At 70.3% G+C, this 12,870-nt stretch carries 11 protein-coding genes and 1 tRNA gene; 9 read left to right on the top strand and 3 right to left on the bottom strand.

What is annotated here, in order from left to right:
• Positions 1 to 10: 10 nt before the first annotated feature.
• The 7 genes from SM116_RS14220 to SM116_RS14190 all read left to right on the top strand — a co-directional run bounded on the left by SM116_RS14220 (position 11) and on the right by SM116_RS14190 (position 8,635).
• Positions 11 to 2,248 (top strand): DNA polymerase III subunit gamma and tau, encoded by a 2,238-nt coding sequence (locus SM116_RS14220; RefSeq protein ID WP_320941626.1) that lies wholly within the window; start codon positions 11 to 13, stop codon positions 2,246 to 2,248.
• Positions 2,248 to 2,841: a recombination mediator RecR gene (gene recR, locus SM116_RS14215; protein WP_320941625.1), complete on the top strand. Its 594-nt coding sequence runs from the start codon at positions 2,248 to 2,250 to the stop codon at positions 2,839 to 2,841. Before SM116_RS14220 ends, recR begins: the two co-directional genes overlap by 1 nt.
• Positions 2,838 to 3,782 (top strand): DMT family transporter, encoded by a 945-nt coding sequence (locus SM116_RS14210; RefSeq protein ID WP_320941624.1) that lies wholly within the window; start codon positions 2,838 to 2,840, stop codon positions 3,780 to 3,782. Before recR ends, SM116_RS14210 begins: the two co-directional genes overlap by 4 nt.
• 107 nt (positions 3,783 to 3,889) lie before the next feature.
• The gene (locus SM116_RS14205) at positions 3,890 to 5,173 is read left to right on the top strand and encodes an aspartate kinase (RefSeq protein WP_320941623.1); all 1,284 of its coding nucleotides are present in this window, start codon (positions 3,890 to 3,892) and stop codon (positions 5,171 to 5,173) included.
• A 148-nt stretch (positions 5,174 to 5,321) separates the two neighbouring features.
• Positions 5,322 to 6,392, top strand: a complete 1,071-nt coding sequence (locus SM116_RS14200; RefSeq protein WP_320941622.1) for an aspartate-semialdehyde dehydrogenase — start codon at positions 5,322 to 5,324, stop codon at positions 6,390 to 6,392.
• Between the two features lie 87 nt (positions 6,393 to 6,479).
• Positions 6,480 to 7,937 carry a malate dehydrogenase (quinone) gene (gene mqo / locus SM116_RS14195; protein WP_320941621.1) on the top strand — a complete coding sequence of 486 codons (1,458 nt, stop codon included), beginning with the start codon at positions 6,480 to 6,482 and terminating at the stop codon, positions 7,935 to 7,937.
• Positions 7,938 to 8,002: 65 nt separating this feature from the next.
• Entirely contained in the window at positions 8,003 to 8,635 is a 633-nt protein-coding gene (locus tag SM116_RS14190; protein ID WP_320941620.1) for a thymidine kinase, read from the top strand.
• 16 nt (positions 8,636 to 8,651) lie between these two features.
• Here SM116_RS14190 and SM116_RS14185 read toward each other — a convergent pair whose 3' ends face one another.
• Positions 8,652 to 9,491, bottom strand: coding sequence for a DUF1295 domain-containing protein (locus SM116_RS14185; protein ID WP_320941619.1), 840 nt, complete (start codon positions 9,489 to 9,491; stop codon positions 8,652 to 8,654).
• A gap of 107 nt (positions 9,492 to 9,598) precedes the next feature.
• Between SM116_RS14185 and SM116_RS14180 the strand changes: the two genes are divergently transcribed.
• Both SM116_RS14180 and SM116_RS14175 read left to right on the top strand, forming a co-directional pair.
• Positions 9,599 to 10,333 carry a FadR/GntR family transcriptional regulator gene (locus SM116_RS14180; protein ID WP_320941618.1) on the top strand — a complete coding sequence of 245 codons (735 nt, stop codon included), beginning with the start codon at positions 9,599 to 9,601 and terminating at the stop codon, positions 10,331 to 10,333.
• An 11-nt stretch (positions 10,334 to 10,344) separates the two neighbouring features.
• A complete protein-coding gene (locus tag SM116_RS14175; RefSeq protein WP_320941617.1) occupies positions 10,345 to 11,634 on the top strand; it encodes an alpha-hydroxy acid oxidase in 1,290 nt (429 codons plus the stop codon).
• Positions 11,635 to 11,974: 340 nt separating this feature from the next.
• Here SM116_RS14175 and SM116_RS14170 read toward each other — a convergent pair whose 3' ends face one another.
• Together SM116_RS14170 and SM116_RS14165 are read right to left on the bottom strand one after the other, a co-directional pair.
• On the bottom strand, positions 11,975 to 12,724 hold the full coding sequence (locus tag SM116_RS14170; RefSeq protein ID WP_320941616.1) for an HAD-IIB family hydrolase: 750 nt from the start codon (positions 12,722 to 12,724) through the stop codon (positions 11,975 to 11,977).
• 59 nt (positions 12,725 to 12,783) lie between these two features.
• Positions 12,784 to 12,857 (bottom strand) — tRNA-Pro (locus tag SM116_RS14165).
• Between the last annotated feature and the right edge of the window lie 13 nt (positions 12,858 to 12,870).

Genomic DNA, 12,870 nt, shown 5'->3' with positions numbered 1-12,870 from the left:
GGCTGTTCGGGTGACCACCGCTCTGTATCGCCGCTACCGTCCCGAGACGTTCGGCGAGATGATCGGCCAGGCACAGGTGACCGAGCCGCTCATGACGGCGCTGCGCAGCGACCGGGTCGGTCACGCGTACCTGTTCTCGGGGCCCCGCGGCTGCGGCAAGACCACCTCGGCGCGCATCCTCGCACGCTGCCTGAACTGCGCCGAGGGGCCGACCGACGTCCCGTGCGGGACGTGCGACAGCTGCATCGAGCTCGGCCGTGGCGGTGGCGGATCGCTCGACGTCGTCGAGATCGACGCGGCGAGTCACAACGGCGTCGACGACGCCCGCGACCTGCGCGAGCGTGCGATCTTCGCCCCGGCCCGCGACCGCTTCAAGATCTTCATCCTGGACGAGGCGCACATGGTGACCCCCCAGGGGTTCAACGCGCTGCTGAAGCTCGTCGAGGAGCCGCCGGACCACGTCAAGTTCATCTTCGCCACGACCGAGCCCGAGAAGGTCATCGGCACGATCCGTTCGCGCACCCACCACTACCCGTTCCGTCTCGTCGCGCCCGCCGCCATGCTCGACTACGTCGCTCAGCTGTGCGAGACCGAGGGCGTGCACGTGGAGGCGGGTGTCCTCCCGCTCGTCGTGCGCGCTGGGGGAGGGTCTCCGCGAGACACGCTGTCGCTCCTGGACCAGCTGATCGCCGGCTCCGACTCGGAGGACGATCGGGTGCTCGTGCGGTACGCCCGCGCCGTCGCCCTCCTCGGCTACACGCCGGGTGAGCTCCTGGACGAGGTCATCGACGCGTTCGCGGGTCAGGATGCGGCTGCCGCCTTCGCCGCGGTCGATCGTGTGGTGCAGACCGGACAGGATCCGCGGCGCTTCGTCGACGACCTGCTCGAGCGTCTGCGCGACCTCATCGTCATCGCGGCGACGGGCGCCGGCGCGGCGAGCGTCATGCGGGGCGTGCCGGCGGACGAACTGGAGAGGATGTCGCGCCAGGCCGCCGCGTTCGGCTCCGAGCGGTTGTCGCGCACCGCCGACCTCGTGATCGCGACGCTCGACGAGATGACGGGCGCGACGTCGCCGCGCCTGCAGCTGGAGTTGATGGTGGCCCGCGTGCTCGCCCACGGCGGTCCCGCGGCTGCGGCCCCGGTCGCGCCCGTGGCGCAGGCCGCCGCGCCCGCCGTGGCGCAGGTCTCCGCTCCTGAGCCGTCCCGAGCGCCGGTCGTCGAGCGAGCGGGGAACGAGCGAGACGACACGTCGCAGGCCGACGACGAGTCGTCACCCCGTTTCGAGTCGCCCGCCGACCCGCACGAGGAAGCCGCGCAGCCGGTCGGAGCTTCCACGTCCACGGCAGCCGCTGCACCGGCTTCCGAGCCCGCGCCCGCCGCTGCCGTGCCCGCAGCTGCCGCTCCCGCCGGGCCGCTGACCGTGGAGCGCCTGCGCGAGTCGTGGCCCGACGTCCTCGCCCGGCTCGAGCGCATCAGTCGTTCCTCGTGGCTCGTCGCCTCGGCCGCAAGCGTGGCCGACCTTCGCGACGGCGACGTCCTGACGCTGGCCTTCCGCAGTGCGAGCGACCTCAACCGCTTCAAGCAGCGCTCGGCGGACGGCGGCCCGAGCGAGGCACTGCGCGCGGCGATCCGCGGGGTCACCGGTGTCACGGTGAAGTACCTCGCGCGGATGGAGGACGACTCGGCACCCGAGGGTCCCGGTGGCGACGACGGCGGATCCGGCCCGCGCACGCCCCCTCCCCCCGCTGACGGCGGCACCGGCGCGGCCGCACCGCGGAGCACCGCCGCACGGGCGGCCGGGCCCGCGCGCCCCGCCGAGCGACGTGCCGTCACCCCCGAGCGCCAGGCGTCGGCATCCGCCACCGTCACCGAGTGGGCCGTCGCGCCGATCCCGACCAGCACGCCCCCGAGCGCGTCGACAAGCCCGGGCCGGTCGCTGGCCGTCGACGACGACCCGGAAGAGCCGCCCGCCCGCATGGCCACCGCGACGATCGCCCGTGAGGGCGACGTGCTCCCCGCCGCCGATGTCGTCCCGTCGATGGACGAGCCGCCCGCCTACGACGACGAGGACGCGCCTCCGCCGCCGCCCGACGACGACATCCCCACGATCGTGGCGCCCCGTCTCACGCCCACCGTGACGGCGCGCGCCGACGGGGTCCAGCGTTACGGCGAGGCGGTCGTGCGTCAGGTGCTCGGTGCGACTTTCGTCCGCGAGGAGACCTACGAGTCCGGCACGAGGTTCTCCTGATGTACGACGGCATCGTCCAGGACCTGATCGACGAGTTCGGCCGCCTCCCCGGCATCGGGCCGAAGTCGGCGCAGCGCATCACGTTCCACATCCTGCAGACCCCGAACTTCGACGTCTCCCACCTTGCGCAGCTGCTCGCCGAGGTGCGCGAGAAGGTGCGCTTCTGCGAGATCTGCGGCAACGTCTCGGAGCAGGATCGCTGCGCCATCTGCCGCGACCCGCGCCGCAACCAGACGCTCATCTGCGTCGTCGAGGACGCGAAGGATGTCGCGGCCATCGAGCGCACGCGCGAATTCCGCGGGGTCTATCACGTCCTGGGCGGCGCGATCAGCCCGATCGCGGGAATCGGGCCCGACGACCTGCGCATCGCGCAGCTCATGCAGCGGCTCGCGGACGGCACGGTGCAGGAGGTCATCCTCGCGACCAACCCCAATCTCGAGGGCGAGGCGACCGCGACCTACCTCAGCCGGTTGCTCCACACGCTCGAGATCTCCGTGACACGACTCGCCTCCGGCCTGCCCGTCGGCGGCGACCTGGAGTACGCCGACGAGGTCACGCTCGGCCGCGCGTTCGAGGGACGCCGGTCCATATGACACTGCAGCACACCGTGAGCGCCCGCGCGTGGTGGCTGTACGCGGCGATGGCCGTCCTCTGGGGCGTCCCGTACCTCTTCATCAGCGTCACGGTCGAGACCATCTCGCCTGCGGCGATGGTCGCCGGGCGCACGCTCATCGGAGCCCTCATCCTGCTGCCCTTCGCCATTCGCAGCGGCGCGCTCAAGGCGGCCTTCGCGCGCTGGCCGTGGGTGCTGCTGTTCGGCGCCATCGAGATGGCCGGCCCGTTCCTGCTGCTCGGCCACGCCGAGCAGACGATCCCGTCGGGTCTGACCGGACTCCTCGTCGCGACGGTGCCTCTCTTCGCCGCGATCATCGCGTTCTTCGGCGGGGATCGAGGGATGCTGCGCCCCGTCCGGCTCACCGGCCTCATCGTCGGCTTCCTCGGAGTCGCCATCATCGTCGGCGGACCGGGACTGGCCTCGGGCGGTCCGCGGGCCCTCGTCGCGATCGGCGAGGTGCTGCTCGTGGCCGTCTGCTACGCGACCGCGCCCTTCGTCGTGGCGCACAAGCTGCAGGGCGTGCCCGCCCTCGGCTCCGTCACGATCTCGCTCGCGGCCGTCGGCCTCTTCTACCTGCCCATCGGGCTCCTCACGCAGCACGGGTTGCCGAGCGTGCGCAGCGCGGTGTCGCTCCTCGCCCTCGCGATCTTCTGCACCGCCCTCGCGTTCATCGCGTTCTTCGCGCTGATCTCCCTGGTGGGCCCGGCGCGCGCGCCCCTGTTCACGTATGTGAACCCCGTCGTCGCGATCGCGCTCGGCGCTCTCATCCTCGGCGAGCCGCTCACGCTCGGCCTGCTCATCGGATTCCCTGTCGTGCTCATCGGATGCTGGCTCGCCGCGACCGGGGGAGTGCTGCGCGCGAAGCCGTCCACAGACCTCGGGCCGCCGCCCGACGTCACCGGGCTGCCCCAGGCCTGAAGCGAGGCCCGCCGCGGCGCCGTCACGTGGTGAAGGGGATGCCGCGGCATCCGTACAATCGAATCCGGCGGTCCTCGTCCACCGCCGAGATCCCCGGGAGTTCCACTGTGGCGCTGATCGTCCAGAAGTACGGCGGCTCGTCCGTCGCCGACGCCGAGAGCATCAAGCGCGTCGCGAAGCGCATCGTCGACACGCGCCGCGCCGGGCACGATGTCGTGGTCGCGGTGAGTGCGATGGGCGACACGACCGACGAGCTCCTCGACCTCGCGGCAGAGGTGGCCCCCATCCCGGCCCCCCGTGAGCTGGACATGCTGCTCTCGAGCGGCGAGCGCATCTCGATGGCGCTGCTCGCGATGGCCATCCACTCCATGGGTTTCGAGGCCCGCTCGTTCACCGGCAGCCAGGCCGGCATGATCACCGACGCCACGCACGGCGCCGCCCGCATCGTCGACGTCACGCCGGTACGCCTGCGCGAGGCCCTCGACGAGGGGGCGATCGTGATCGTCGCCGGTTTCCAGGGCTTCAATCGCGACACCCGCGACATCACCACGCTCGGCCGCGGCGGATCCGACACGACCGCGGTGGCCCTCGCCGCCGCTCTCGACGCCGACGTCTGCGAGATTTACAGTGACGTCGACGGCATCTTCACCGCCGACCCGCGCGTCGTGCCGAAGGCCCGCAAGCTCGATCGCATCTCGAGCGAGGAGATGCTCGAGCTCGCCGCGAACGGCGCGAAGGTCCTCTACATCCGTGCCGTGGAATACGCCCGCCGCCATGGCGTGCTGATCCACGCGCGTTCTACGTTCAGCTCGAGCGACGGCACCCTCGTCATCGACAGCCGCCGCGCCGAGCTCCTCGCACAGGGAGAGCACATGGAAGAGCCGATCGTCGCGGGAGTCGCGACCGACCTGGGCCAGGCCAAGGTCACCATCATCGGCGTGCCGGACGTGCCCGGCAAGGCCGCCGAGATCTTCAAGATCGTGGCGAAGTCCGGCGCCAACGTCGACATGATCGTCCAGAACGTGTCTGCCGCAGCGACCGGGCGCACGGACATCTCCTTCACGCTGCCGAAGTCCGAGGCATCCATGGCGCTGAAGGCGCTCGCGGGGGAGCAGGCCGGCATCGGCTTCGAGAGCCTCGTGCACGACGACCAGATCGGCAAGCTGTCGGTCGTCGGCGCCGGCATGCGCACGCACTCCGGGGTCTCGGCCACGTTGTTCGAGGCGCTCAGCGTCGCGGGCGTCAACATCGAGATGATCTCGACCTCGGAGATCCGCATCTCGGTCGTCGTGCGCGGCGACGAGCTCGCCGAGGCGGCGCGTGTCGTGCACACCGCTTACGGTCTCGACGGAGACGCGGATGCCGTGATCCACGCCGGCACCGGACGCTGAGGCCCCTCAACCGATCGGCCCTCTCGTCACGGCCTGACACACGGCGACCGGTCACCCGCGGGCGCCGGTAGAATCTCGACAACGCCAGCGCCGGCGCATCCCGATCGCTGCGCTGCTGCGCGGCCCGCGACTCCCCGAGGAGCCTCCCATGACCCGCATCTCCGATTCCGGACTCTCTATCGCCGTCGTGGGCGCCACCGGCCAGGTCGGCGGCGCCATGCTCGACATCCTCGAGGAGCGCGGCTTCCCGGTTCGCGAGCTGCGCGCCTTCGCGACGGCCCGCTCCGCCGGCTCCGACGTCGTCTTCCAGGGCCGGGCCGTGACGGTCGAGGACGTCGCCACCGCAGATCTCTCGGGCATCGACATCGCGCTCTTCTCCGCGGGCGCCACCGGCAGCCGGGCACACGCACCGCGCTTCGCCGAGGCCGGCGCCACGGTCATCGACAACTCCAGCGCCTGGCGCATGGACCCCGATGTGCCGCTCGTCGTGAGCGAGGTCAACCCGCACGCGATCGCCGAGGCGCGCAAGGGCATCATCGCCAACCCCAACTGCACCACGATGGCCGCGATGCCCGTCCTCAAGGTGCTCGACGGCGAGGCGGGGCTCGAGCGCCTGATCGTCAGCACGTACCAGGCCGTCAGCGGCTCCGGCCTCGCCGGCGTCCAGGAGCTGCTCGGCCAGGTCGAAGGCGTCCTCGCGCAGGGCGACGTCGAGCGACTCGCGCGCGATGGGTCGGCGCTCGACTTCCCGCAGCCGGAGAAGTACATCGCGCCGATCGCGTTCGACGTCATCCCCTTCGCCGGCAACCTCGTCGAGGACGGCGAGAACGAGACCGACGAGGAGAAGAAGCTCCGCAACGAGAGCCGCAAGATCCTCGAGCTGCCCGAGCTCCGCGTCGCCGGAACGTGCGTGCGCGTCCCGGTCTTCACCGGTCACTCGCTCAGCATCCACGCGGAGTTCTCGCGCGACATCACGCCGGACCGCGCCCGGGCGCTGCTCGCATCGGCCCCCGGCGTGAAGCTCGAAGAGGTGCCCACGCCCCTGCAGGCCGCCGGTACCGACCCGAGCTACGTCGGTCGCATCCGCGCCGACCAGTCGGCCCCGGAGGGCAAGGGCCTCGTGCTGTTCATCAGCAATGACAACCTGCGCAAGGGCGCGGCGCTCAACGCCGTGCAGATCGCCGAGATCGTCGGCGCCCAGCTCACCGCTGCCGCCTGACGGGACGTACGCGGGGGACAGCGGGGTGCCCTGGACCGGACGTCGGGGCGAACAAGCCGGTATCCGGCGCGCGCCTAGAATTGACGGGTGACTGAAACCGTAGACGTCCTCCTCATCGGCGGCGGCATCATGAGCGCCACCCTGGGAACGCTCATCCACGAGCTCCAGCCGGACTGGAAGATCGCGGTCTATGAGCGGCTGCACGACGTCGCGCTGGAGAGCTCCAACGCCTGGAACAACGCCGGCACCGGTCACGCCGCGCTGTGCGAGCTGAACTACATGCCCGAGGGCCCCGACGGATCCGTCGACCCGGCCAAGGCGATCTCGATCAACGAGCAGTTCCAGCTGAGCCGCCAGCTGTGGTCGACGCTCGTCGAGCGCGGCGTGCTCGACGCGCCGACCACCTTCATCAACTCGACGCCGCACATGACCTTCGTGCGCGGTGAGAAGGATGTCGCGTACCTCAAGAAGCGTTACGAGGCGCTCAAGGACCAGCCGCTGTTCGCGGGCATCGAGTACAGCGAGGACTCCCGCGTCATCAACACCTGGGCGCCGCTGCTCATGCAGAAGCGCCGCAAGGGCGAGCCGTTCGCCGCGACGCGTGTGCCCGCGGGCACCGACGTCGACTTCGGCGCGCTCACGCACCAGCTGATCGACAACCTCCGCGATGCCGGTATGGATGTCGTGAAGAACCGCGAGGTGCGCAGCCTCAAGAAGCAGAGCGACGGCACGTGGCTCGTCAAGTACCGCAACTCGATCGGGCGCGCCCCCGGGCAGGTGCGCGCGCGCTTCGTGTTCGTCGGCGCGGGTGGCTGGGCCCTCAAGCTGCTGCAGAAGTCCGGCATCGACGAGATCAAGGGCTACGGCTGCTTCCCGATCGGTGGCCAGTGGCTGATGACGAGCGACCCGGCGATCGTGCAGCAGCACAAGGCGAAGGTGTACTCGCAGGCATCCGTCGGAGCTCCGCCCATGTCGGTTCCGCACCTGGACACGCGTGTCGTGGACGGTGAGACCTCCGTGCTGTTCGGTCCGTTCGCGACCTTCAGCCCCAAGTTCCTGAAGAACGGATCGTGGTGGGACATCGTCGGCCAGGTGCGGCCGAGCAACCTCGGCAGCATGCTCAAGGTCGCGTTCACGAACTTCCCGCTCATCAAGTACCTCGTCAGCGAGCTGGCGAAGAACCACCGCCGCAAGGTCGACAGCCTGCGCATCTTCGTCCCGACCGCGAAGGACGACGACTGGACGCTGCTCCAGGCGGGCCAGCGGGCTCAGGTGATGAAGGGTGGCAAGCTGCAGTTCGGCACCGAGGTCGTCGCGGCGAAGGACGGCTCCATCGCGGGCCTGCTCGGGGCCTCGCCCGGCGCATCCACCGCCGTGCCCATCATGCTCGACCTGCTCCAGCGCTGCTTCCCCGACCAGTACCCGGACTGGGAGCCGACGCTGCGCGATCTGATCCCGACCCTGGGTCAGAAGCTCAACACCGACCCGGCACTCGCCGAGGAGACCATGGCCGAAACGGCCGAGGAGCTCCAGCTCACCGCCTGACGCGGGGAGCCGGCGCACCCCGCGTGAGCCGGGCCGAGGCCGCCGCCATTCCGTAGACTCGGCGGGTGGCAAAACTGTACTTCCGCTACGGCGCGATGAACTCCGGCAAGTCCACCGCTCTGCTGCAGGCCGCATACAACTACGAGGAGCGCGGCCAGCGCGTCCTGCTGGCCAAGCCGCTGATCGACACGAAGGGCGCCGACCAGATCGAGAGCCGGCTCGGCGTCTCCCGCCCCGTCGACTTCCTGATCGGGCCGGAAGACGATGCCCGTGACCTGTTCGCCGAGCACCATGCCCGTGTGCGCTACACGCACGACGAGCTCGCCGGCCTCAATCGGCCGCCCGCCGAGGTCGCGTGCCTCCTCGTCGACGAGGCGCAGTTCCTCACCGCGGAGCAGGTCGACGACCTGCTGCGGATCGCGGTGCTCCACGGCATCCCGGTGCTGGCGTACGGCATCCGCACGGATTTCCTGACGCACGCCTTCCCCGGGTCGAGGCGGCTGCTCGACATCGCGCACACCATCGAGGAGTTGAAGACGATCTGCCGGTGCGGGCGGAAGGCGCTGTTCAACGCGCGGCTCGTCGACGGTCGCTTCGTGTTCGAGGGCGACCAGGTCGCGATCGACGGCGCCGAGGTCACGTACGAGTCGCTCTGTGCGGAGTGCTACCTGCGCGAGTCCGGCGGGCGACTGGGCTGAACCGCCGCAGACGACCTCAGACGGCCTCTGCGGAGCGCCGTCGGGGCGGCCAGGGGATGAGCATCGACGTCATGCGCCGGTACTCGGCGTAGGCGGGGTACTTCGACGACGAGATCGATTCGGTGAAGATCGTCGAGCCGATGAAGAGCACGCTGAGCAGGATCGGACCGGCGATCGTCGCGTTGACCGCACCGCCCCAGAAGCCGAGCCCCGAGGTTACGGCGGCCGTCGCGCCGAGGCAGTACAGCATCCACCACTGCGCCTGCTCGGCGAAGAAGTTGGGATGCCTGCTCCAGCGGAACAGGCCCGTCGTGAGGAACCCCGGTTCGAGCCGGCCGCCGGCCGCCGCCTTCGCCCGGTGGAAGTCCCACTGCTGCTGATCGGCCGCCGTCTCGAGGACGAGGAAGCCGAGGAAGAGCGCCGCGAACAGCGTGTCCCAGCTTGTGAAGCCGATCGGATGCAGCCAGGCCATCCCCGCGGGAAGGGCGATGAGCACGAGCAGCGCGTTCTGGTACAGCACGATGAAGAAGAGGTTGAACAGCTGGAACTGCCAGGGCTTCATGCGCGCGCGCAGGACCGCCCATCGGTAGTCCTCCACTCCGCTGTAGCCGCCCTTCCGAGCGAAGTTGAAGGTCAGGCGTGCACCCCACAGGGTGACGAGCACGGCCATGACGAGCAGTCGTCCGGCATCCCGGCCATCGATGAGCGCCGCTCCGGCGAAGACCCACACGTAGGCGACGGGTGCGATCGACCAGATGCGATCGACCCACGACGTGTCCTTCGTGATGAGCGAGGCGATCCAGCAGAACGCCGAGACGGCCGCGGCGAGGAGGAGGACGACGGTGACAGGCTGCACGCGATTCAGGCTAGTGTCCCCGGCCCCGGTGGCGTGGTCTGACCACAGGTGATAATGTGGTCGGACCACACGGCGGTCCGCGACGATCGCTCACCGAGGAGGTCCCGATGACGGCCGCGCCGACCCGCGCCTGGCGTCTCGTGCTCGAGCACATCGAGACCGACCTGCTCGACGGCCGCCTCGGCCCGGGCGACCATCTGCCTCCCGAGCGCGAGCTGGCGGCGAGCCTCGGCGTGGGCCGCTCCAGTGTCCGCGAGGCGCTGCGTGTGCTCGAGGTGATGGGACTCATCCGCACGGCCACCGGGTCGGGGCCCGCATCCGGCGCCATCGTCGTGGCGACGCCCTCGGGCGGCATGTCGGCCCTGCTGCGACTGCAGGTCGCCGCGCAGGGGTTCCCGCTCCCCGATGTCGTGAGCACTCGCATCATCCTCGAGACCGCGGTGGTCGGCGCCCTCGCCGACGAGCCGGGACCGCAGCTCGGCCCGGTGCACGAGGTGCTCGATGCGATGGATGCCGGCACCCTCACCCCCGCGGAGTTCCTGGCCCTCGACGCGCAGCTGCACGTCGCCCTCGCCGAAGCATCCGGCAACGTCGTCGTGGCGGCCATGATGGCGGGCCTGCGCACCGCCATCGAGTCGTACGTCCGCGCCGGCGCCGAGCGCGTGCCGGACTGGGCCGCGACCGCCGACCGTCTCCGCCACGAGCACCGCGACATCGTCGCCGCCGTCGAGCGGAGGGATGCCGCATCCGCCCGCCGTCTCGTCCACCAACACATCACGGGCTACTACGCGCAGACCGGCCTCTCGGCCGCCCCTGCACCGCCCACCGAACTCCCCGCATGAAAGGCCCCGCCATGGTCACCCGCCAGCTTCCGAATCCCGCCGAGCTGCTCGAGCTGATGCAGTTCAAGAAGATCGACCTGAACGGCAAGAGGCGCCGCCTCAGCTCGGCCCTCACGATCGACGACCTGCGGACCATCGCCCAGCGCCGCACGCCCAAGGCCGCGTTCGACTACACCGACGGCGCTGCAGAGGGCGAGCTCTCGCTCGCCCGCGCGCGCCAGGCGTTCCGCGACATCGAGTTCCACCCCGACATCCTGCGGCCCGCGGTCGACGTCGACACCTCCGTCGAGATCCTCGGCGGTCCGTCCGCCCTGCCGTTCGGCATCGCGCCGACCGGGTTCACGCGTCTCATGCAGACGGAGGGTGAGATCGCGGGGGCGGGGGCGGCGGCGGCGGCCGGCATCCCGTTCACTCTCTCGACACTCGGCACGACGTCCATCGAGGATGTGAAGGCGGCGACCCTTCGAGAGCCGCAGGGGGCGGTTCCCGGGCGCAACTGGTTCCAGCTGTATGTCATGCGCGACCGCGAGATCTCGTACGGCCTCGCGCGGCGCGCCGCCGCCGCGGGCTTCGACACCCTCATGTTCACCGTCGACACCCCGGTCGCCGGTGCGCGCCTGCGCGACAAGCGCAACGGCTTCTCGATCCCGCCGCAGCTCTCGCTCGGCACGATCGTGAACGCACTCCCGCGGCCGTGGTGGTGGATCGACTTCCTCACGACGCCCAAGCTCGAGTTCGCGTCGCTGTCGACGACGGGCGGCACCGTGGGCGAGCTGCTGGATGCGGCGATGGACCCCACGATCAGCTACGACGACCTCGCGATCATCCGCGAGCTGTGGCCCGGCAAGATCGTGGTCAAGGGCGTGCAGAACGTCACCGACTCGAAGCGCCTGGTCGACCTCGGCGTCGACGGCATCGTGCTGTCGAACCACGGTGGACGCCAGCTCGACCGCGCCCCGATCCCGTTCCACCTGCTGCCGGAGGTCGTGCGCGAGGTGGGCCGGGACGCCACGGTCATGGTCGACACCGGCATCATGAACGGCGCCGACATCGTCGCATCCATCGCCCTCGGCGCGAAGTTCACCCTGATCGGCCGCGCCTACCTCTACGGGCTCATGGCAGGCGGGCGCGCGGGCGTCGATCGCACGATCGAGATCCTGCGCAGCGAGATCGTCCGCACGATGCGCCTGCTCGGCGTCTCATCGCTCGCCGAGCTGGAGCCGCGCCACGTCACGCAGCTCACGCGCCTCGTGCCGGTGAGTCCGGCCGCCTCGGCCGCGAAGCCCGTCGCCACGCGCTGAGTCGACCTCCGCGCGGGGTCTGCTCGCCTGTCGCGTGCGATGGGGTAGAGCCTGTGTTCGTGACAGGTGAGCGGGGATGGGGTCTGCTCGCCTGTCACGTTCGAGGGGGTGGAGCCTGTGTTCGTGACAGGTGAGCGGGCGTGGGTTTGCTCGCCTGTCACGTTCGATGGGGTGGAGCTTGTGTTCGTGACAGGTGAGCGGGCATGGGGTCTGCTCGCCTGTCACGTTCGATGGGGTGGAGCTTGTGTTCGTGACAGGTGAGCGGGCATGGGTCTGCTCGCCTGTCACGTTCGATGGGTGGAGCCTGTGTTCGTGACAGGTGAGCGGGCGCACCATCCGCTCAGAGGGTCGGGATGAGTCCTTCGAGGAACAGGGCGGTGTCCTCCCAGCCCCGCACGGCCTGGCACGGCACGCCGAGGGCGAGCACGGGGTAGTCGTTGCCATCCGGGTCGAGCCGATCGCCGACGAACAGCATCTCCTCGAGGGGGATGCCGGTCGCATCGGCCAGCTGACGCATCCCGTACGCCTTGTCGATGCCGCGGTGGGTGATGTCGACCGAGGTCGATCCGCCGGAGCGCACCTCGAGCTCGGGGAGTCGTGCGGCGACCGCCGCACGCAGCTCGTTCTTCTTGGCGCCGGTCGGATCCCACGTGGACTTCGCCTCGATCGGCGCATGCTGGCCGAGCGCCGAGAAGGTGATCTGCGATCCGCGGTCCTCGAGGATCGGCCCCCACGTCTTGGTCTCCCAGAAGCCGAGGCGCTTGGCCTCCTCCTCGACAGCGGTGAGCGCCGCGCTCTTCTCCTCCTCGGTGAGCGCGTGCGCGTACACGGTCTCGATGCCGTCGGGGCGGATGCGGTAGTACTGCGTGCCGCACGTGGGCAGCAGGTGGATCTTCGAGAGCGTGGATGCGTCGGCCTCCGGCAGCCTGTCGACCACCTGGCTGCGGAACTGCTGGAGCTGGCCGCCGGAGATCACGGCGACGTCGACGCGCCCCGCGAGCGCGACGAGCAGGTCGCCGATGCGAGGGTCGATCGCGGCTTTGCTGGGGGCGAGGGTGTCGTCGAGGTCGAAGGCGACGAGGCGCGGCATCCAGGGATCCTTTCGGGCTTATGCGAAAGGCTCCACCTCGCGGCGGAGCCCTTCTGCTGTCGGGGTGACAGGATTTGAACCTGCGGCCTCTTCGTCCCGAACGAAGCGCGCTACCAAGCTGCGCCACACCCCGCTGACAACCCTCC

Source organism: Microbacterium rhizosphaerae (assembly GCF_034120055.1).
Taxonomy (GTDB): domain Bacteria; phylum Actinomycetota; class Actinomycetes; order Actinomycetales; family Microbacteriaceae; genus Microbacterium; species Microbacterium rhizosphaerae.
Note: the sequence above shows the minus strand (reverse complement) of the source record. Positions and strands in the feature narration are given on the sequence as shown.